At 46.6% G+C, this 21,619-nt stretch carries 19 protein-coding genes; 15 read left to right on the top strand and 4 right to left on the bottom strand.

All coding sequences use genetic code 11. The features are described 5' to 3' along the window. Window positions 1-130: 130 nt before the first annotated feature. Both F0U83_RS12895 and F0U83_RS12890 read right to left on the bottom strand, forming a co-directional pair. The gene (locus tag F0U83_RS12895) at window positions 131-712 is read right to left on the bottom strand and encodes a YiiX/YebB-like N1pC/P60 family cysteine hydrolase (RefSeq protein WP_138986820.1); all 582 of its coding nucleotides are present in this window, start codon (window positions 710-712) and stop codon (window positions 131-133) included. A gap of 107 nt (window positions 713-819) precedes the next feature. Then, the gene (locus F0U83_RS12890; protein ID WP_138986821.1) at window positions 820-1,704 is read right to left on the bottom strand and encodes a LysR family transcriptional regulator; all 885 of its coding nucleotides are present in this window, start codon (window positions 1,702-1,704) and stop codon (window positions 820-822) included. Between the two features lie 104 nt (window positions 1,705-1,808). Here F0U83_RS12890 and F0U83_RS12885 point away from each other — a divergent pair, with 104 nt between their 5' ends. After that, window positions 1,809-2,096 (top strand): putative quinol monooxygenase, encoded by a 288-nt coding sequence (locus F0U83_RS12885; RefSeq protein WP_138986822.1) that lies wholly within the window; start codon window positions 1,809-1,811, stop codon window positions 2,094-2,096. Then, on the top strand, window positions 2,093-2,323 hold the full coding sequence (locus F0U83_RS12880) for a DUF2798 domain-containing protein (RefSeq protein WP_138986823.1): 231 nt from the start codon (window positions 2,093-2,095) through the stop codon (window positions 2,321-2,323). Before F0U83_RS12885 ends, F0U83_RS12880 begins: the two co-directional genes overlap by 4 nt. Window positions 2,324-2,412: 89 nt before the next feature. Here F0U83_RS12880 and narL read toward each other — a convergent pair whose 3' ends face one another. Together narL and F0U83_RS12870 are read right to left on the bottom strand one after the other, a co-directional pair. Next, window positions 2,413-3,063, bottom strand: a complete 651-nt coding sequence (narL, locus tag F0U83_RS12875) for a two-component system response regulator NarL (protein WP_138986824.1) — start codon at window positions 3,061-3,063, stop codon at window positions 2,413-2,415. A gap of 23 nt (window positions 3,064-3,086) precedes the next feature. Continuing rightward, on the bottom strand, window positions 3,087-4,904 hold the full coding sequence (locus F0U83_RS12870) for a type IV pili methyl-accepting chemotaxis transducer N-terminal domain-containing protein (protein ID WP_138986825.1): 1,818 nt from the start codon (window positions 4,902-4,904) through the stop codon (window positions 3,087-3,089). 181 nt (window positions 4,905-5,085) lie between these two features. Here F0U83_RS12870 and F0U83_RS12865 point away from each other — a divergent pair, with 181 nt between their 5' ends. From F0U83_RS12865 to F0U83_RS12805, 13 genes are all read left to right on the top strand, one after another. Continuing rightward, window positions 5,086-6,453, top strand: a complete 1,368-nt coding sequence (locus tag F0U83_RS12865; protein ID WP_246077665.1) for a nitrate/nitrite transporter — start codon at window positions 5,086-5,088, stop codon at window positions 6,451-6,453. A 101-nt stretch (window positions 6,454-6,554) separates the two neighbouring features. Continuing rightward, a complete protein-coding gene (locus F0U83_RS12860; RefSeq protein ID WP_138986826.1) occupies window positions 6,555-8,159 on the top strand; it encodes an MFS transporter in 1,605 nt (534 codons plus the stop codon). A gap of 464 nt (window positions 8,160-8,623) precedes the next feature. Then, window positions 8,624-12,373, top strand: coding sequence for a nitrate reductase subunit alpha (locus F0U83_RS12855; RefSeq protein ID WP_138986827.1), 3,750 nt, complete (start codon window positions 8,624-8,626; stop codon window positions 12,371-12,373). Next, window positions 12,370-13,938, top strand: a complete 1,569-nt coding sequence (gene narH, locus F0U83_RS12850; RefSeq protein ID WP_138986828.1) for a nitrate reductase subunit beta — start codon at window positions 12,370-12,372, stop codon at window positions 13,936-13,938. Before F0U83_RS12855 ends, narH begins: the two co-directional genes overlap by 4 nt. Window position 13,939: 1 nt before the next feature. Beyond that, window positions 13,940-14,674 carry a nitrate reductase molybdenum cofactor assembly chaperone gene (gene narJ / locus F0U83_RS12845; protein ID WP_138986829.1) on the top strand — a complete coding sequence of 245 codons (735 nt, stop codon included), beginning with the start codon at window positions 13,940-13,942 and terminating at the stop codon, window positions 14,672-14,674. A 20-nt stretch (window positions 14,675-14,694) separates the two neighbouring features. Further along, window positions 14,695-15,369 carry a respiratory nitrate reductase subunit gamma gene (gene narI, locus F0U83_RS12840; protein ID WP_138986830.1) on the top strand — a complete coding sequence of 225 codons (675 nt, stop codon included), beginning with the start codon at window positions 14,695-14,697 and terminating at the stop codon, window positions 15,367-15,369. Window positions 15,370-15,422: 53 nt separating this feature from the next. Continuing rightward, window positions 15,423-16,244, top strand: a complete 822-nt coding sequence (locus tag F0U83_RS12835) for a peptidylprolyl isomerase (RefSeq protein WP_211343634.1) — start codon at window positions 15,423-15,425, stop codon at window positions 16,242-16,244. Window positions 16,245-16,255: 11 nt separating this feature from the next. Next, window positions 16,256-16,882: a carbonate dehydratase gene (can, locus tag F0U83_RS12830; RefSeq protein ID WP_138986831.1), complete on the top strand. Its 627-nt coding sequence runs from the start codon at window positions 16,256-16,258 to the stop codon at window positions 16,880-16,882. Between the two features lie 216 nt (window positions 16,883-17,098). Beyond that, complete coding sequence (gene moaA / locus F0U83_RS12825) at window positions 17,099-18,103, top strand: GTP 3',8-cyclase MoaA (protein ID WP_138986832.1); 1,005 nt, start codon at window positions 17,099-17,101, stop codon at window positions 18,101-18,103. After that, entirely contained in the window at window positions 18,104-18,796 is a 693-nt protein-coding gene (locus tag F0U83_RS12820) for a Crp/Fnr family transcriptional regulator (protein ID WP_138986833.1), read from the top strand. Window positions 18,797-18,823: 27 nt separating this feature from the next. Continuing rightward, window positions 18,824-19,372: a molybdenum cofactor biosynthesis protein B gene (moaB, locus tag F0U83_RS12815; RefSeq protein WP_138986834.1), complete on the top strand. Its 549-nt coding sequence runs from the start codon at window positions 18,824-18,826 to the stop codon at window positions 19,370-19,372. Next, complete coding sequence (locus F0U83_RS12810; RefSeq protein ID WP_211343635.1) at window positions 19,369-20,598, top strand: molybdopterin molybdotransferase MoeA; 1,230 nt, start codon at window positions 19,369-19,371, stop codon at window positions 20,596-20,598. The genes moaB and F0U83_RS12810 overlap by 4 nt, the downstream gene beginning before the upstream one ends. A 108-nt stretch (window positions 20,599-20,706) precedes the next feature. Continuing rightward, window positions 20,707-21,618, top strand: a complete 912-nt coding sequence (locus tag F0U83_RS12805) for a LysR substrate-binding domain-containing protein (RefSeq protein ID WP_138986836.1) — start codon at window positions 20,707-20,709, stop codon at window positions 21,616-21,618. The last annotated feature ends 1 nt before the right edge of the window (window position 21,619 follow it).

The raw sequence follows: 21,619 nt of genomic DNA, 5'->3' as shown, positions 1-21,619 counted from the left end.
GATTTATTATTTCAACTTATTGATTCTTAATAAGTAAATCTTTTTTCTGGTCAAGGTTTCTTTGGTTCATACAGGGAGAGAATATTTAGGGGTAACAGTGTATACACAAAAGAGGCAAACGCCTCCTTTGTTATATCGTGCAGATTATGGTTTCTAATTGTGGATCAACCAATAAGCTGGTGGGAGTAATGGTACGACGTTGCCAAGGAATAAAGCCTAAATACCAAGCCCGCCAAAAGGTTAAGTTGGCTTGAGGGTTGGTTTCTATCAGCTCTTGGAGGGTTTCTACTTTTCCTACACTGATATCCAGAGCATCTTTGAAAACCTGATGAACAAACTTAGAACAAAACTGGCGAGTAGAGTCGAAGTTAAACCCGAGGTGGTACCAACGTCCCATACGCTTATCCGCCGCCGATTTGAGCTTTAGAACCTGCGTGGTGGTTAGTTCAGAGGGTAAACGGCGCAATGCAAATTCATTATTGCAGGTGCGCTTTAAAAATGTGTGAAGGGGTGTTTTTCGTACTGTAGGCACTGCGCTTTCTAGCACATACCATTTACCTTTTTCTTGGATGGCAAAACCAACGTGCGAACACCAGCTTCCTGTGCCCTGAGCCACTTGCTTGTAGAGAAAACTATTGATCGAAATGAATAGAATATCGCCTTCTTTGAGTTGCGCTGTTACTTGCTGTTCTAATGATGAGTGTGGAGACATTTGTATATCCTCGGCATTAATGACTTGCCAAGGAGTATGTTATGAGACGCTGACAATATGAACGGGAACGCAAAAGGTCTCACTATCTAATACCTTAAGTCGTGTTACTAGGCTTTGTGTTGCTGCATATAGTTAACAATAAAATCTAAAAGTCGTTTTGCCCGCACATTCATGAGTTTTCCGCCATGCCAAACGGCAATCACATCGCGGTTACGTCCCCTCCATTTTGGCAGAATGTGAATGAGACGACCGCTATTCAGAAGGTCGCGTATTTCTGTTTCGGGTAGCAAAGATATTCCTAATCCTTCACAGGCAAATTGTGTTGCTAAATTGACGTCATTAACCAATGTTGAAAAGCTGGGATGATAGGTTATTACCTGATCAGTTGCTTCGCTGGAAAGCTCCCAATTCATGATCGGCTTGGTGCCAATCAGGCGATGATTATTCAGTTCATCGATCATGGTGGGTGGGTTATTCTGTTGCAAATAGCGAGGGGCCGCTACTAATAAGGTTTTAATGACTCCTAGATGTTTTTGATAAAGATTAGAGTCTGGTTGTGGCCCTACACGTATCGCCAAATCGGCTTTTGATGCTAAATAATCCTCGAGCTGATTGCTTAAGCTTAGTTCTAACTGGATATGTGGATGATTGCGGATGAAGTCAGACCACATAGGCCTCATAAAGCCACTGGTAAGGTTAACAGGGGCCATGACTTTTAGCGCGCCTGACATACCGTGCATATCATCATGCAATTGGCGCTTAGTTTGTTCAAACTGATCCACCAAATGGCTGTATGCCCTGAAATAGACTTCACCCTCGGGTGTCAGGCTAAAGTTCCGTGCAGAGCGGTGGATCAACTGACAGCGCAATGTGTTCTCTAGCTTCTGTAACCGGCGGGTTACTGTCGCGGCTGGGATATCGAGTGCTTTTGCTGTAGGGGCTAAGCCCTGCTTTTGGACTATATGAATGAATAAGGCGATGTCATCTAACATGATTTCAAATATGAAATTAAATATTAATAAATAAGGTGTTTTTATTATATTTGTAATATTGGAGGATGGATACTTCTTGTATCAATTGGTAATAGGACTCAACTATGAACCCCTTATGGATCAGTGCAGGCCTTACGGTTTACGACAATCAATCACCGGCAAGAGCTAGAGAAGAGTTAGCGATATTGCGAGCCCACACAATGACTGAAGAAGGTTGTGTATCTTTTGAGATACGACCGCACCAGAATGCGCCGAATAAGTTTACATTATGGGAAGAGTGGATAAGTGCTGATGCGCTTACAGCCCACTTTGAGGCAGCCCACACAAAGCATTACCTATCATTAGAGTTAACGCATATCGATTATGTTGAGCGCTTGGAGGCAACTCTGTGAAGCAGCGTATTATTTTCTCTGTTTTGATGTCCTTTATGCTGTCTTCACTCATGACGGGCTGGGTAACATGGATCAATTTAGGCTGGAATGTAAACTTCTTTACACAGTGGCTGACTGCCTTTCTATCGGCTTGGCCTGCGGCGGCTTTGATATCAATGCTCAGTGGCCCTGAAATTCATCGCTTGTCAGCTTACTTGGCTAACCCTTCCCCTAAAGGTAAAGGGTGATACACATACGGAGGATTATTCGGGGGAGTAAAGCGACCTCTAACAGGCTGGTTCCTAAAGAAGAATCAGCCTGGTTTCTTAGTAGATATTTAGCCAAGCCCTTCCTGTACGGCCCAAACTGCAACCTCAACTCTCGATCGTAGCCTGAGTTTTTTCAGAAGGTGCTTTACATGGACTTTCACAGTACCTTCGGTAATGTTCAGCTTACGAGCGATCAGCTTGTTCGGTAACCCACCAGCGATTAACTTAATAATCTGCTTTTCTCGCGGTGTTAAGCTGCTGATATCGGCTTTATTACTACTTCGGCCTGACTGTAGTGCTTGGGCCAGTAGTGTGGTTAACTTATCGCTGATGACGACTTTGCCAAGCGCTGCCTGGTGCAGGCGTTCTAAGAGTTCTTCTGGCTCCATATCTTTGAGTAAATAGCCGTCTGCTCCCGCTTTAAGTGCTGCGACAACGTCCTCTTCATTGTCAGATACGGTGAAAACAATGATGCGTGAGGAGACATCCTCATCTCTTAGCATTTTCAGCGTTTCTATGCCGTTAATATCGGGCATATTCAAATCAAGTAAAATCAGATCAGGCTCTGTTTCTTTTGAAATTTTAACGCCTTCGATAGCATTACTGGCTTCGCCGACTACGCTCAGATCATCATCAAGCTCGATTAACTGCTTCACGCCTTTGCGTAGCAATGGATGATCATCTATCAGTACAATCGTTGCTGAAACCGATTCACTCATGAGGCTATTCCTTATTTTTATCGTTAGACGTGTTTAGATTTAAAGAGTAACAGAACTTCGACACCCCCGCCGTCGGTGTTCTTGACCGTGAGCTTGCCATTCAAGGTGGCAGCCCTATCTTGCATAATGACTAAACCGTAATGGTTGGTTGTTTCATTATTGTGTGGCAGGCCTACGCCATTATCCCGAATAGCGACAGATACTTGCTCATGGGTGGCTGTGACGGAGACACCAACATGAGAGGCTTTTGCATGTTTAACTACATTGGCGAGTGCCTCACGTACGACTTGTAGAACATGGATCTCTTCGTTTGGCGTTAGGGGTAAGTGTCGAATGCCATAATGGTAGTCAACAGGGAAGCCCAGCCGTTCAGTAAATTCGTTGATGGTGCTTTCAAGTGCAGGTTCCAGTCCTGGCTCATCGAGTTTTAGGCGGAATGTCGTTAAAAGCTCCCTGAGTTGGCGATAGGCATTGTTTAACCCCTCTTTGAGTTCTTCGATAACGTCGTTTATTTGCTCTTCGGGTACGCTTTTTCTGCGTAAAATTTGAAGTCTGGAGACTTGCATCTTTAAGTACGAGAGCGACTGGGCCAATGAGTCATGAAGTTCTCGTGCTATGACGGCACGTTCTTCGATCAGAGACATTTGCTGCTCTTGCTCGGCTTTCAGTTCTAACGACATGGCGGTAGCAAGGTTTTCTACAATCGTCTCAATCAACTTTATTTCAGAGGAGTTGGGTGGAGAGTGTGGGAGAAACTGTGCGTTAAACTCCCCAAAGTAAGTTTCTCTGGTTTGGATAGGCAGAGATAGCGTTTTATGGGAGCGAGGATCCACCTCAGAAACAATACAGTTGTTACAACTAAAATCCCGACACCCGTCAGGGCGTTCTAACGACTGGGTGGTTAGCTGACGATAGCTACGCTTATTGTTGGGCTCGCACAACGTGACTTCGATCGGTCCGAATGGACTGACGGTTTCGAGCTGTTGCATGACCGGCATCAGGCGGCGGCAAATATCTTCTTTGCGATTAAAACTCCGAGTCGTTTCATAGAGCAATTGTAGGGCCTCGTTAGATTGCTGCAGTAATGCGGTTTTGCGTTCGACTCGCTGCTCTAAATCGGAGTAAGTTTTTGATAGCTCTTCAGCCATCTGGTTAAACGTATCGCCTAGTACGCCAAGTTCATCTTGGCTTTCATATTCAACGCGGGCCTTTAGATCTCCGCGGCCTGCTCGCTTCGACATCTGAACGAGCTGCTGCAAGGGTAGGACGACATTGTTTTTAATATCTAGCATGGCGATAAAGATAATCAATACCGTCATGAATAGACTGATCCCCTGAACCAAGCTAAGGAGTTTGATCTTAGATTCAGTGCTACGTTCCAATAGGTGGACCATTTGGTCGATCCTTGAAACAAACGCTTCTATTTGTCCTATGTAACTTGGTGGGGCTAGCGGCTCAGCAAGGGCCTTCTCAAGCGCAGGCGTTATCTCTTCGTACCACTCTTTGAGTAGGTTATCGTGGTGAAGGTATAGATCATGGTCACCATCTTGAGGAATAACCGTCTCAAGAATAGGGCTGTTGATTCGTTTATCAAATTCATTGATCGTTGCTTTTATTTTAGCTTGGTTGCTTTCATTTGGGTTATTGGTGTACTGGCCTGTTTCCGCAATGATTCGATAGGAAAGCATACGTAGCGATCCAGCCAGATTGATACCAGCCGCATCTCCTTGAGTACTTTCAGCGACTATCACCGAGCCGATCATGCTGACAACCGCCATTAAACTGATGGCCAGCATAGCAGCGCCAAGACGGGCAATAATCGATTGTCTAAAGAAATGCATAAGTTATTCGTTTTCCAGAGTGACTGGGTACTCACAAAGATATCATGATGAATGGAGATCCAGATAGTTACATGAAGAACCCCTGTAAAATACCAGTGTAATCATGTGCTTACAAAGAGGATAAGAGGTACCACTAACGAGGTATATTCTTAAAATGTCATTTATTTCATATGGTTAGCAGTTGATTTCGATCAACAAACCTTATCTGTTGTTGGCTTATGTTCCCATCATCGAGCTTCCCCAAGTGGATGAAAAGATGATAGCCAATTCCAACCAACAGCAAATATCTGCGATCGCCATGGCTTCTCTGGCGTTTGCTGCCTGCTTTGCAGTCTGGACATTAGTCTCGGTGATTGGCTTACAAATTCGCCATGAGCTTAATCTTTCTGATACCCAATTTGGGATTTTAGTGGCCACACCCATTCTGACAGGTGCGCTTCTGAGATTGCCGATGGGTATTTTAGCGGAGAGGTGGAGCAGTCGTAATTTAATGATAGTACTGATGGCTTTTATCAGCTTACCGCTTTTTCTGTTTTCTTACGCGAGCACGTTTACACACTACCTGTTGCTTGGTTTATGTGTAGGGGCGTCAGGCAGTATGTTTAGTGTCGGTATTCATTTTGTTTCCTCCCGATCGAGTGAGCGTTCCCAAGGCTTGGCGATGGGGATATTTGGTGCAGGCAACTTAGGTGCTGCTATTACTAACCTGATCGTGCCTTTAGTGATTATTGCCTATGGGTGGCGTATGGCGCCGATGGTATATGGCGTGGTGCTGCTGCTGTTGGCTTTTCTTTTTTGGATGCTGACGGATTCTGACCCGCAAAGAACGAGGCCTACCCGTGTTGTTCCTTTAAAAGAGCAATTGCGCCCTTTAGCCGATGCGAGAGTCTGGCGCTTTGGGCTTTATTACTTTTTTGTGTTTGGAGGCTATATATCCTTGGTTTTGTGGTTGCCCGATTATTATGTCAATCATTACCGCTTGGATATCCAAACCGCCTCGTTTCTTACCTTGATGTTTACTTTGCCCGGTGCACTAACACGTGTACTGGGTGGCTGGAGTGCAGACCATATAGGGGCGCGCCATGTTAATTGGAGCGTTTTCTGGGTTTGCCTTGTTTGTCTGTTTTTCCTTTCTTATCCCCCCACCACCATGACCGTTCACGGAATTCGTGAGGACACGACGTTCGTGATCGATATGCCGGTCTGGCTGTTTACTGTACTTGTTATGGTGATGGGTGTGGCAATGGGATTTGGGAAGGCTAGCGTGTTCCGGATTGTCTACGACTACTACCCAGAACGGATGGGAGTAGTAGGAGGCACGGTGGGCATGGTGGGTGCAATTGGTGGGTTTGTTCTTCCCATTATGTTCGGTCTTGTGGCCGATATTATGGGGGTTCGTAGCTCCTGCTTCATGTTGCTCTACGGCGTGTTGGCTGTCTGTATGTGCGTTATGTACTACGGCATATCGGTTGAAGAGCGGCGTTCTCGATTGCAGGAAGCGATCCGCAATAACTTTCTGAAAGAAGATTCTGATGCAACAAGCGGCTGATATGTGCGTCAGCACGCGAGCATTAATCGGTTCAGGTTATGTAGGTCGAATACTGGGGCGCCGTAGGGCGGATAGTTCGGTATTCACTTTGGAGAAAAAATATGTCTGATATAAAAAAATGGGACGTAGAAGACGAGCAATTCTGGGAATCAGAAGGGAAGCGCGTTGCATCTCGCAACTTGTGGATTTCGATTCCCAGCCTATTGTGCGGCTTTGCGGTTTGGTTGTACTGGGGCATCATAACGGTTCAGATGCTGAATTTAGGTTTTCCATTTGCGAAAGCTGAGCTTTTCACACTGGCTGCCATTGCAGGATTAACAGGGGCGACGCTCCGAATACCCAGTAGTTTCTTTATTCGTATAGCGGGTGGGCGAAATACGATCTTCTTTACGACTGCGCTCTTGATGGTTCCGGCAGTGGGGGCGGGTTTTGCTCTGCAAGATAAAGATACGCCGCTATGGGTGTTCCAGTTACTGGCGTTCTTGTCAGGTATTGGCGGTGGTAACTTCGCATCTTCGATGTCCAATATCAGCTTCTTCTTTCCTAAGAAGCAGCAAGGCTTAGCACTAGGCTTAAATGCAGGCTTGGGTAATGCGGGTGTGACAACGATGCAGATCCTAGTGCCATTAGTGATGACTATGGGCATCTTTGGTGGCGCACCGATGATTCTGGAGAATACGTCAGGCACCTTGATCGGAAAAATTCCAGCAGGCTCTGAGACCTATATTCACAACGCTGGCTTTGTTTGGTTGTTATTCTTAATTCCTCTGGCCATTGCGGGTTGGTTCGGCATGAATAACATTCGTACCGAGGATGTGTCACCGGATATAGGCTCTCCTTTGGGGGCTATGTCTAAAATAGTGGGCCTTTTGCTCATTGGCTTTCTCACAGCGGCTGTGGGTTTATATATTATTCTTCCTGCACCTACAGGGTTGGGAGCCCCTGGCTGGGCTAAGTGGCCGGTAATTGCGGGTATTCTTTTCTTCACTGTGATGTTGATGAAAATGATACCAGGCGATATCAAGCCTAATTTGCAACGCCAATTTAAAATATTCAGTAACAAGCACACTTGGGTGATGAGCGTCATTTATACCATGACGTTTGGTAGCTTTATCGGTTACTCAGCTGGTTTTGCGTTAGCCATTAAAGTGGTATTCGGTTACCAACACATAATGGTAGATGGGGTAATGACGCATAATGTTGTCAATGCTAATGGCCCATCTGCGTTGATGTTTGCTTGGATGGGGCCTTTTATTGGCGCATTTATCCGTCCTATCGGTGGTTGGATGGCAGACAAAATGGGTGGTGCGCGTGTAACCCATTATGTATCTATCGTGATGATTGCAAGTGCGCTGGGTGTAGCTTACTTCCTAAAGGCTGCCTACCAGTCAGCTACACCTGAAGAGTACTTCGTGCCGTTCTTAGGGCTGTTCTTAGTGCTGTTCGCCGCAACCGGTATTGGTAATGGTTCTACCTTCCGTACGATTGCGATGGTGTTCCCTAAAGAGCAGGCAGGCCCGGCATTAGGATGGACATCTGCTGTTGCCGCATACGGTGCGTTTGTTATTCCTAAAGTGTTTGGTGAGCAAATTAAAATGGCTACACCAGAAATGGCACTTTATGGCTTTGCCGTATTTTACCTGCTGTGTTTGGCCCTTAACTGGTGGTACTACTTAGGCCCGAAAGCCGAGTATAAGAACCCATAAGCGTGATTGATGTGGTACTTTTCAAGAGCCCGTTCGGGCTCTTTTTTGTTTGTATGATGTAAGTTACGGACTGTCTTTTTAGGTGAAAAGCACTAGGCCCGTTACTCTACCTACAAAAAGCGCCGTTACCTGTTTACTACAATTTATCATTCGACTATTTGTTATTAACTACTTTTAAATCATATATTTATCTGTGTTTTTGGGTGATACCTCAAAAGAGGTATACGTCAATATACCCTCTCTGTCTCTGCCTTTCAGTGTTGATCTGTATCAACAAGCCTTAGCTGTTAATGCCGCTATTGTTGGCCCCACAGTAAGCAATAGAGTGTGTCTTCTATGGATGCTAGACACGCTTTAGGACCGGACAAATCGGCAAGCGCTGAATCGTTAAAACAGCAGCGCTTTAATAGAACGGCTCGGGGCTTCGACCCCGTCCTGACCTAGTGGTTTCAGGAGAGAATAAAATGAGTCATTTGCTTGATAGACTAAGATTTCTAAAGAAAAAACAGGGTACCTTTGCTAACGGGCATGGGGAGACTGTCAAAGAGAGTCGTGGATGGGAAGACGGCTATCGTCAGCGTTGGCAGCACGATAAAGTTGTCCGTTCTACCCACGGTGTTAACTGTACCGGCTCTTGCAGCTGGAAGATCTATGTTAAGAACGGTTTGATCACATGGGAAACCCAACAAACGGATTACCCCAGAACACGCCCTGATTTACCTAATCATGAACCTCGTGGTTGCCCGCGTGGTGCGAGCTACTCTTGGTATATTTACAGCGCTAATCGTCTGAAATACCCAACTATTCGTAAGCGCTTAATTAAATTATGGCGCGAGGCTCGTGCAACACAATCACCGGTTGAAGCGTGGGCATCGATTGTCGAAGACTCGGCTAAAGCTAAGTCTTACAAAAGCATGCGCGGCCAAGGTGGTTTTGTACGTTCAAGTTGGGATGAAGTAAACGAAATTATCGCAGCAGCCAACACCTATACCATCAAAAAATATGGTCCTGACCGCGTTATTGGCTTCTCGCCGATTCCAGCGATGTCGATGGTTTCTTATGCCGCAGGCGCACGTTATTTGTCACTGATTGGTGGTGCTTGCTTAAGTTTTTATGATTGGTATTGCGATCTACCGCCTGCATCACCTATGACATGGGGTGAGCAGACAGATGTGCCTGAATCCGCCGATTGGTATAACTCAAACTACATTATTGCCTGGGGATCAAATGTCCCTCAGACACGTACGCCGGATGCTCACTTCTTTACGGAAGTGCGTTATAAAGGGACGAAAACCGTTGCTATCACACCCGATTACGCCGAAGTATCTAAGCTGTGTGACCAGTGGTTAAATCCAAAACAGGGTACTGACGCGGCACTTGCGATGGCATTTGGCCACGTTATCCTTAAAGAGTTTCATGTGGAGAACCCAAGTGAGTACTTCACTGATTACTGTCGTCGTTACACGGATATGCCTTTCCTTGTTCAACTGGAAGCGCGTGAAGATGGCACTTTCGCCGCAGGCCGCTTTATTCGCGCCTCTGACTTTGATGGCAACATGGGGCAAGATAACAACCCTGAGTGGAAAACCGTTGCTTATGACGAAGAAACAGATAGCTTCGTTGTACCTAATGGCTCCATTGGTTTCCGTTGGGGTGAAAAAGGTAAGTGGAATATCGAGCAGAAAGAGGGCAGCGAAGGACGCTCGACTTCATTGAAGATGAGTCTGATCGAGCATCATGATGAGATTGCTTCAGTCGGCTTCCCTTACTTTGGTGGTGTTGAAAATGAACACTTCAGACACAATACCTTCAAAGACATTATCCATCACAACCTGCCTGCTAAGCGTGTCAAATTGGCCGATGGATCGGAAACCTTGCTGGTAACTGTCTATGACTTGATGCTGGCTAACTACGGTATAGATCGTGGCTTGGGCGGTGATTATGTCGCCAATAGCTATGACGATAATGCGCCATATACCCCCGCTTGGCAGGAACAAATTACTGGTGTGGATCGTAAAGTTGCGATTCAGGTAGCCCGCGAGTTTGCTGATAACGCAAACAAAACCAAAGGTCGCTCGATGGTGATTGTGGGTGCGGGTATGAATCACTGGTATCACATGGATATGAACTACCGTGGTTTGATGAACATGCTCATCATGTGTGGCTGTGTTGGCCAGACAGGTGGCGGTTGGGCTCACTATGTAGGCCAGGAAAAACTGCGTCCGCAAACTGGCTGGACTCCGTTGGCCTTTGCGTTGGATTGGCAGCGTCCACCACGCCACATGAACAGCACCTCGTTCTTCTATAACCACTCAAGTCAGTGGCGCTATGAGAAGCTGGATGTGACGGAGATCCTATCTCCTTTGGCTGATAAATCGAAATGGACAGGTAGCCTCATCGATTATAACGTGCGTGCCGAACGCATGGGATGGTTACCTTCTGCACCGCAGCTAGGCCGTAACCCGCTTGAGTTAACGAAAGCGGCTGAAGCGGCAGGAAAAACGGCCCAAGAGTATACCGTTGAACAGCTCAAATCGGGCGCTCTAGGCTTTGCGGCAGAAGATCCTGATAACCCGCAAAACTTCCCACGTAATATGTTTATCTGGCGCTCTAATTTGCTGGGTTCATCCGGTAAAGGGCATGAGTACATGTTGAAGTATCTACTGGGTACGAACCATGGCGTGATGAACAAGGATTTAGGTGAAGCAGGCACTAAAAAGCCTGAAGAAGTGGTATGGCATGATGAAGGTGCCGAAGGCAAAGTTGATCTACTGGTGACGCTGGACTTCCGTATGTCTACCACCTGCCTGTACTCAGATATCGTCTTGCCGACAGCAACGTGGTATGAAAAAGATGATCTGAATACATCAGATATGCATCCATTCATCCATCCATTGTCAGCGGCAACGGATCCTGCTTGGGAAGCTCGTTCTGATTGGGATATCTACAAAGGTATCGCCGAGAAGTTCTCTGAGGTTTGTGTCGGTCATCTAGGCGTAGAGCAGGATCTTGTTACCCTACCGATGCAGCATGACTCTCCGGGCGAACTTGCTCAGCCGTTGGGCGTTATGGACTGGAAAAAAGGTGAATGTGAGCCGGTTCCAGGGATCTCTATGCCACATCTTATGGTCGTAGAGCGTGATTATCCAAATACCTACAAGCGATTCACATCGGTTGGTCCTTTATTGGAAAATATCGGCAATGGCGGTAAAGGCATCGCTTGGGATACGAAAGACGAAGTTAAATTCCTTAAAGAACTTAACTGGACACATACGGAAGAAGGTATTCACAAAGGCAAAGCTAAGCTGGAAACCGCCATCGATGCCTGTGAAATGATTCTGAGTCTGGCTCCTGAAACGAATGGCCAAGTCGCTGTAAAAGCGTGGGATGCGTTAGGGCAGATCACAGGTTTGGATCATACACACCTTGCTAAGCCAAAGCAGGATGAAAAGATCCGTTTCCGCGATGTGCAGGCACAACCGCGTAAGATTATCTCTTCTCCAACCTGGTCAGGTTTGGAAGATGAACACGTCTCTTACAACGCTTGCTACACCAACGTTCATGAGCTGATTCCTTGGCGTACGGTGACAGGGCGACAGCAGTTCTATCAGGATCATGAATGGATGCGTGATTTCGGTGAGAGCTTTGTTTCTTATCGCCCACCGATAAATACCAAGTCGGTTGAGCCTCTAATGAACAAAAAACCGAACGGCAATCCTGAAATTGCATTGAACTGGATTACGCCTCACCAGAAATGGGGTATCCACTCAACCTATTCAGATAACTTGTTGATGCTGACCTTGTCTCGTGGTGGTCCGATCATTTGGATGAGTGAAGGTGATGCAAAAACAGCCGGTATAGAAGATAACGATTGGGTAGAAGTGTTCAACGCCAACGGTGCTATTGCGTGTCGTGTTGTTGTTTCCCAGCGCGTACCTGATGGGATGACCATGATGTATCACGCACAGGAACGTATTGTGAACGTACCCGGTGCTGAAACTACGGGAACTCGCGGCGGTATCCATAACTCCGTAACCCGTGCTTGCCCTAAACCGACCCACATGATCGGTGGCTATGCTCAGCAGGCCTATGGTTTTAACTACTACGGCACTGTGGGCTCTAACCGTGATGAGTTTGTCATTGTTCGTAAAATGAAAAATATCGAATGGTTAGATGGCGAAGATAATGATTACACTCAGGAGGCAGCCGTATGAAAATCCGTTCTCAAGTAGGTATGGTGCTGAACCTCGATAAATGTATCGGCTGTCACACCTGCTCCATCACCTGTAAAAATGTGTGGACCTCCCGTGAAGGGACTGAATATGCCTGGTTTAATAACGTAGAAACCAAGCCAGGTATCGGTTACCCGAAAGAGTGGGAAAATCAGGATAAGTGGAAAGGTGGCTGGATACGTAAAGGCGATGGCAGTATCGAACCACGTATTGGTGGAAAATGGCGTGTGTTGGCTAATATTTTTTCCAACCCAGATCTGCCAGAAATCGATGACTATTATGAGCCATTCGACTTCGACTATCAGCACTTGCATAACGCACCTGAAGGCAAGCACCAACCGGTAGCACGTCCGCGCTCGCTGATCACTGGCGAACGGATGAAAAAGATCGAATGGGGCCCAAACTGGGAAGAGATTCTCGGTACAGAGTTCACCAAGCGTTCGAAAGATAAAAACTTCGACAACGTGCAGAAGGAGATCTACGGCCAGTTCGAGAATACCTTCATGATGTACTTGCCACGTCTGTGCGAGCACTGTTTGAATCCTGCATGTGTGGCCTCATGCCCAAGCGGCGCGATCTACAAACGTGAAGAAGATGGTATCGTTCTGATCGATCAGGACAAGTGTCGCGGTTGGCGTATGTGTGTCAGCGGCTGTCCATACAAAAAGATCTATTACAACTGGAAAACCGGTAAATCAGAGAAGTGTATTTTCTGTTATCCGCGTATCGAGTCCGGTATGCCAACAGTGTGTTCAGAAACCTGCGTTGGTCGTATCCGTTACTTAGGCGTGATGCTTTACGACGCAGATCGTATTGCTGAAGTTGCAGCCTCTGGTAGCGAACAGGATCTGTATGAGAAACAGCTCGAAATCTTCCTTGATCCGTTTGATCCGAAAGTGATTGAACAGGCTAAGTTAGATGGTGTGACAGATAATGTCATCAAGGCAGCTCAGCAGTCTCCCGTGTACAAAATGGCGATGGATTGGAAACTGGCGCTGCCGCTTCACCCTGAATACCGGACATTGCCAATGGTTTGGTATGTACCACCATTAAGCCCGATTCAGTCAGCTGCCGATGCAGGCTCTATCGGTATGAATGGTGCTATTCCAGATGTCGACTCTCTGCGTATTCCGGTTAAGTATCTGGCAAACCTACTGACCGCCGGTGACGAAAAGCCTGTGAAGTTGGCGTTGAAACGCCTATTAGCGATGCGCGCTTATAAGCGAGATGAGCAAGTAGAAGGGCATAAAAACCTAGACGTGTTGGAAGAAGTGGGACTGACAGAAACGCAGGTACAGGAGATGTATCGTTACTTGGCGATTGCGAACTATGAAGATCGTTTCGTGATTCCAACCAGTCACCGAGAACTTGCGATGGATGCTTTCCCAGAACGTGGCGGCTGTGGTTTTAGCTTTGGTAATGGCTGCTCTGGCGGTGAAGAGGATATTAGCCTCTTTGGCGGTAAAAAGCAGACCGTGACTATGGTGAAAAAAATAAGTGGCGTACAGCAGGTTGATCCTGCGTTGCTAAACGATGGGGAGCGATAAGATGCGTAGTCTTAAAGTGATCTCATTATTGATGGACTATCCCAGCGCTGAGTTGTTCGAAGTCCGACAGGATCTGATTGAAGAGATCCGTGCTGATGGAGCGCTGCCCGAAGGGCAGCGTGCGCCGCTGATTGAGCTAATCGATCAGCTTTGCACTACCGATCTTTTGGATGCTCAGGATAGTTACGTTGGGCTGTTTGATCGTGGCCGCTCTTTATCTCTGTTGTTGTTTGAACATGTTCATGGGGAATCACGTGATCGTGGGCAAGCGATGGTCGATTTAATGGCGGTCTACGAAGATAACGGTTTTCAGATAGATGCGCGGGAACTGCCGGATTATATCCCTCTATTCCTTGAGTATTTATCAAAACGTCCAGTCGAAGAGGTACAGCATTGGCTATCAGACGTTAGCCATATCCTTGCCCTGTTGGAGGCGCGTCTTGAACAACGAAAAAGCCTCTATTCGGTTTTATTCACCGCGTTAATTGATATATCAGGCGTGGAAGTCGAGCGTGAAGAGCTATCCGAAAAAGTAGCATCTGAAACGCCTGACCACACACCAGAGGCTCTGGATAAGATATGGGAAGAGGAGATGGTGCGCTTTACTGAGCCGGCAGCTCAGGATTGCGGTAGTGATGCAATTACGCAACGCCGCCGTGAACTGGAGCAAGTGCAACCCTTACATATCAATCCTATCGTTGATCAATACGTACCCACTGGAACTAGTGGCTCTTAAGGGAGCCTGGGAGAAGAATAATGTCTTATTTAAATGACTTGCTCTTTGGAATTTACCCCTATATAGCGGGTGCCGTTTTCTTGATCGGCAGCTGGGTTCGGTATGACCGAGAGCAATATACCTGGAAAACAGGCTCAAGCCAGATGTTAAGCAGTGAAGGGATGAGCCTTGCCAGCAATTTGTTCCATGTGGGCATTTTGGCAATTTTCTTTGGGCATTTGGTCGGTTTGTTAACGCCTCACGCGTTTTACGAGCCATTTATGTCCTCAGGTACTAAACAGCTGATTGCGATAGTGATTGGTGGCGTAGCTGGCATTGCTTGTTTAGCAGGTGCTGCTATGTTGCTGAAACGTCGCTTATTTAATCCTCGTATTCGTGCGACCAGCACGACTGCTGATATTTTAGTGCTTGTCATTCTGCTGGTTCAGGTGACGCTCGGGTTGTTTACCATTTTTGCGTCTTTAGGGCACTTAGATGGTAGCGTCATGCTGCTGTTGGCAGGGTGGGCACAAAGTATTGTCACCTTCCAAGGAGGTGCAGCGGATTACCTTGTGGGAGTCAGCTTTATCTATAAGTTACATATCTTCCTAGGTATGACGTTGTTCCTTATTTTCCCGTTTACACGGTTAGTTCATGTTTGGAGTGTGCCGGTGAAATACTTCGCACGCAGCTACCAAATAGTCCGCCAGCGTTAATAAACCGATGATAATCGAGGGGTAGGTAACTACCCCTTTGTCAGGAGAATACTATGCAGCTTATTGACTCGGTCATGGTGTCTGATATCACCAATGATTTTCCTCGGGTACGTGTGAATGGTCAGCTTATAGAAGAAGCGATTATCCTGCAGGAGATGCAATATCATGGCGCAACCAGTGTAGAAGAAGCACATCAAAAAGCAGCTTCAGCGTTAGTGGTTAAAGAACTGCTTTTACAGCGAGCCAAAGAGCTTGAGATTGATACTGAGGTTCTTACAGGTGAGACGCCAGATGAAGCGCTTATTCGTGCGTTGTTAGCTCAGGAGGTGGATCAGCCCATTCCTGATGCAGATACATGCTACCGCTATTTTCGAGCAAACCCTGAAAAGTTTCGTACACCGGTCTTGATTGCGGCCAGCCATATCCTATTGGCAGCAGACCCTAAAGAGCCTGTGGATCGTGAAGAGGCTAAAAGAACAGCAGAAACAATAATCGATGAACTTCGTCAGAATCCAGAGTCCTTTGCATCAATGGCTAAGCGTTTTTCGTCATGCCCCTCTAAAGAGCTAAATGGCGAATTAGGGCAGCTTGAGAAAGGTCAAACTGTACCGGAGTTTGAGCGTCAGGTATTCCCTCAAGAAGAGGGGCTATGCCTTCATCCAGTCGAAAGTCGCTATGGATACCATATTGTCCGCATTGATAAACGCGTAGAAGGTGAGCCGTTGCCCTACGAAGCGGTCGCCGATCGAATAGCGACCTATCTAAAAGATCAGGTTTATCGTCGTAGTATCAATCAATACATTTCGCTGTTAGCGGGTCAGGCGAGTATTGAGGGGATCTCCATTCAAGGTGCTGACTCTTTACTGATGCAATAAAGGCAACCTATATGCTGAATGAATTATTGGACAACAACAAGCAGTGGGCACGCTTTATGGAAACCCAATGCCCGGGTTTTTTTAAAGAACTCTCTCAGCAACAAAAGCCGGATTATCTATGGATTGGCTGCTCAGATAGCCGAGTGCCTGCCAATGAAATCGTAGGTTTACTACCGGGTGAATTGTTCGTGCATCGCAATATAGCGAATCTCGTGCTGCATACTGACTTGAACTGTATTTCTGTCCTGCACTATGCAGTCGAAGTTTTACAAGTAAAACACATCATCGTGTGTGGACACTATGGTTGTGGCGGTGTTAAAGCGGCGTTGGGCAACCAAGATCTGGGTCTTATCGATAATTGGCTTCGTCATCTTAAAGATATCGGGTTTGAATATCGGGAGGTGTTGAGTGCTGAAGAGAGTGAAGATAAGCGGGTGGATCGCCTTTGTGAACTGAATGTGATGAAGCAGGTAGAGAATATCTGCCATAGCAAAGTGGTACAGCGGGCTTGGAAGCAAGGCAAAGAGCTAGCCGTGCATGGTTGGATCTATAGTATTGAAGACGGCATCATTAAAGAACTGAATGTAGACATTGCAGGGTTTGAGGATGTGCCGGATATTTATTGCATGGATACTTAGAAAGCCTGAGTGGTTAAGCATCGTAAGATAGATATGTTCATCTTATTGATATTAAGGAGCTTTTTGCAACGTTGTATCCCCTTTGCTCTCTTTAGTTACCACCTGTTAGGTATACTTTGGGGCGCTTACCACCCTCATAATAGAGCTAACTAAAAAGTGCCCATAACCTACCAAGATGTGGGCACTACCACTTGATATAAGACTGGTGGAATGACTATGAGCAGTACTACACTCCTAGAACTGAGCGATAGCTTTGGTCGACGAATAGAATATCTGAGGATGTCTGTTACGGATCGCTGTGATTTTCGGTGTGTGTATTGTATGTCAGAAGATGTTCGTTTTCTGCCTAGGTCTCAAGTACTTTCCCTTGAAGAGTTGGCGACAATAGGCCAAGCGTTTAGCGAGTTAGGTGTTAAGAAAATTCGTCTGACCGGTGGTGAGCCTTTAGTGCGCCACGATATCGTATCTTTAGCGGAAAAACTTGCCCAGTTGCCAGGGTTAGATGAACTCACCATGACGACCAACGGCTCTCAACTTGAGCGGTTTGCTATACCTCTTAAAAGGGCAGGGGTGAAGCGGTTAAATATCAGTTTGGATTCTCTAAACCCGCTCAGGTTTGCTGCATTAACGCGTCGTGAGAAGCTGAGTCAGGTTCTGACAGGAATACAAGCAGCTATTGATGCGGGGTTTGAGCGAATCAAACTTAATGCTGTGATCCTAAAAGGCCGTAACGACGATGAAGTTGGCTCTTTGGTCGCTTTTTCTCGTAAAGCGGGTGTGGATATCAGTTTTATCGAAGAGATGCCACTGGGTATTGTTAGTTCGCATAGTCGTAAAGAATCTTATTGTTCCAGTGATGATGTGAAAGCGTTGATCGACCAGCAGTTTCCCCTTGAAGCAGTCGCTGACAAAACCGGTGGCCCCTCTCGATACTACCAAATGCAAGATAGCGATATTCGTATCGGTTTTATTTCCCCCCATAGTCATAATTTTTGTGGCAGTTGTAACCGGATTCGTTTAACCGTCGAGGGCGAGTTATTACTGTGCTTAGGCCGAGAGAACTCTGTTGATCTGCGGGCAATTGTACGGCGTTATCCTGGTGACATTGAACGCCTAAAAGAAATCATTGTTGAAGCGGTGCAATACAAGCCAAAAGAACATCGTTTCTATCAGGATGATCAACCTCAGATCGTCCGATTTATGAATATGACGGGTGGTTAAATGAACCCAGTTTTAAGAGTGAAAGCACTGGATCAAGTGCGCTGCCACCCACTATTTAGTTCATTAGGTGAGGAGGCCTTGGCTCCTTTGTTTGAGAAGGCAAGGCCAATGGATTTAGTACCTCATGAAACCCTTTTTTCTCAGGGTGATAAGGCCGAGCGCTTTTATATTGTGCTATCTGGCAGCATTAAACTTTTTCGGTTCTCAAAAGAGGGGCATGAAAAAGTGATTGAAGTTATCGAAGAGGGTCACTCTTTGGCAGAAGCGATCATGTTTATGGATGGCATCACCTGTTATCCCGTGAATGCTGAGGCATTGGAAAAAACCACGGTAGTTGGGTTTAACAATCAGGTTTATCGTCAGCTGTTGGAATCCTCCCCGCAAAGTTGTTTCAAAATTCTTGGAGCACTTTCGCTTCGACTCCATAAGCGCCTTAATGAGATCGAAACACTGACGCTAAAAAACTCCCGACACCGCGTCTGCCGGTACTTAATGGATGTGATAGGGAAAGATGCGAAACCGGGAAGTCAGATTCATTTACCGGTAGCGAAGCAGCTCATAGCCGCTAGGTTAGCCATGCAGCCTGAAACGCTATCGCGCATTTTTAGAGATTTGATTGCTGAAGGAATTATCGAAGTAAAGGGGCGTTGCGTTACTGTTAGCAAGCCTGAAGGACTGATCATTATTGAGTAATGTTAAGCATTATTGTGCGGAGGACGTATGGGTCACGCAAAAGAGGGGGTTGTGTTTCAACCACTGAATATCGCTGTTTTAACGGTTTCGGATACACGTATACCAGAAACCGACACATCAGGAGATACACTGCAATCGTTGCTCGAAGAGAGCGGCCATCGGTGCGTAGAACGCAAAATAGTACCTGATGATATTTATCAGCTGCGAGCGGTTGTTTCAGGTTGGATTGCGGGTTCAGAGGTACAGATCATTTTAGTGACAGGTGGCACAGGTTTTACCGCCAGAGATAATACGCCAGAAGCATTAACGCCCTTATTTGATAAGCAAGTGGAAGGATATGGCGAGTTGTTCCGACATCTATCCTATGAAGAGATAGGTACGTCAACGATCCAGTCTCGCGCTATTGCAGGGATTGCAAACCGCAAAATAATATTTTGTATGCCGGGCTCGCCAAAAGCGTGTAGAACCGCATGGACCCGAATCATAGCTGAGCAACTTGATGCTCGCCATCGACCTTGTAATTTTGTCGAAATGGTCATTCCAGACGCTGCCACAGCATGTGGAGGTCGATCATGAATTGCCCGTGTGATACAGGGAAATTGCAATCCTTCGAGAGTGCGCTTGCACAATTGCTCAGTGCTGCAATACCTATTCAAGAAACCGAAATCATCGCCTTGGATCACGCACTAGGTCGCGTAGTTGCAAGGGATATGAGTTCCTCTATTGCTGTGCCTCCTGCGGATAACAGTGCAATGGATGGTTATGCGGTGCGTTATGCGGATATAGTTTCAGGGCAGATTTTGCCTATCTCGCAGCGAGTAGCTGCGGGTCAGCGAGCTGAAGCGATCAAGTCGGGCACGGTGGTTCGTCTGTTTACAGGCTCAGAAATCCCCGAAGGGGCTGATACGGTCATCATGCAGGAAGAGAGTATTCTGGAAGACGACGGTGTTCGTTTTACTACCCTTCCCAAACAAGGAGAGCATATTCGCCGTGCAGGGCAGGACATCAACATTGGCGATCAAATTATCGCCCAAGGTACGCTCCTTGCCCCCCAGCATTTAGGCGTCTTAGCGTCTATTGGCATAGCCGAAGTCTCTGTCTATCGTCGCTTGAAAGTTGCTGTGCTGAATACAGGTGATGAGTTAGTTATGCCTGGCGCATCTTGCCCAAAAGGTAAAATATACAACTCAAACTACTTTACGCTAGCTGGTTTACTCACCCGCTTAGGTTGTGACGTATGGACGCCAGGTGTTGTTAAAGATACCCCTGAAGCTACTGCGCAAGCATTAGCGAAAGCGGCAGTCAAAGCGGACGTAATCATCAGTAGTGGTGGCGTTTCGGTGGGTGAAGAGGATCATGTAAAAGCTGCCGTTGAATCACTGGGTTCTCTGAACCTATGGCGTTTAGCCATTAAACCCGGAAAACCGTTGGCGTTTGGCGAAGTAAAAGGTACACCGTTTATCGGTTTGCCCGGCAACCCATCGGCCGTACTCGTTACATTTTTAATGCTGGCGCGTCCTTACTTAATGAAGATGCAGGGACATAATAAACAGCAACCAAAAAGTTACCCTGTACTGGCGGGCTTTGACAGAGATAAGTTGGTTCAGAGGAAAGAGTTTTTGCGGGTATCGGTTGCTAACGATAACGGTCGACTCATGGCAATACCTGCACGCAGTCAGAGTTCAGGGATCTTAAGCTCTGCGGTGATGGCGGATGGATTATTAGTGATTCCAGAGCTGCATCCTATCGAGAGAGGAGCTTCGTATATGTTTATACCCTTTACTGAATTAGGTGCTATCTGATCAGGGGATACGTTGAAAAAATATTTCCATATCTCTACAACCCACAAATATGGATCGCTTAGTGTAATATGCATGTTAGGTCGATTAACACTGGCGTGAACAGAAGCATTGAATATATCGAAAGGGCGATTACCCCTAAAAAGCCTTAGCATTTTTGGCGTGGTTGCAGAGGTTAGCAGCTTTAAAAAAGCGGCTGAGGTACTTTGTGTTACCCCTCAAGCCGTTAGCTTGCAGATGAAAGGGCTAGAAGAGCAGCTGGGCTTGGTGCTATTTGAGCGCTTTCCGTCGGGGATTCGCCTGACAGCGGCTGGTGAGCGGCTCTATGAATATACACAACGTAGCTTTGGTCTACTTGAACAAGGCATAAAAGAGGCGCAGTCGTGCCAACAGCGTCGGCAGTTTCGCATCAATGCTTCACCTTGGTTTGCTGTGCATCGCTTACTACCGGCATTGAGCCAGTTTGAAAGCGCCTATCCCGATGTTGATATCCGTGTTACAGCGTCTGCTCGGTTCCCAGATTTTCAATCGGACAATTTAGATTGTGCGATTCAGTGGGGTTGGGGAGAGTGGCCAAGCAGTGCTAAACAGCTGCTATTAAAAGATGATAAACGGCTAGTGTGCGCACCCTCGCTGCTTAGCCAGCAGATGCCGCTGAAAACACCCCAAGACCTAAAGCATCACCGGCTTTTATGTACAGAGTTGTCGTTCTCATTATGGGAAAAACTAGCAAATACCTTAGGGCTAGATCTGCTAGTTGAGCAACAAGCGTTGATTTTAGATAGCCAAGCCAGTCAAGTAGAGGCTACTGAAAATGGTCTAGGGGTTGCGCTTTTATCAGACCGTGCTGCGCTGCCTGCGTGCGAGTCGGGTCGTTTAGTAATGCCTCTTTGGCAAGAATCTTTGAGCGAGATTAATCCCGCTTTGCTTCCCGGGTATTGGTTGGTTATGCGAGAGGGGCGAGAGGCTGACCCACTGCTAACCCACTTTAAGACGTGGATTAGCAGCTTCCTAACAGTATGAA

The sequence above is a fragment of the Neptunomonas concharum genome (genome assembly GCF_008630635.1).
Classification (GTDB): domain Bacteria; phylum Pseudomonadota; class Gammaproteobacteria; order Pseudomonadales; family Balneatricaceae; genus Neptunomonas; species Neptunomonas concharum.
This window is presented reverse-complemented; position numbering and strand designations above follow the sequence as displayed.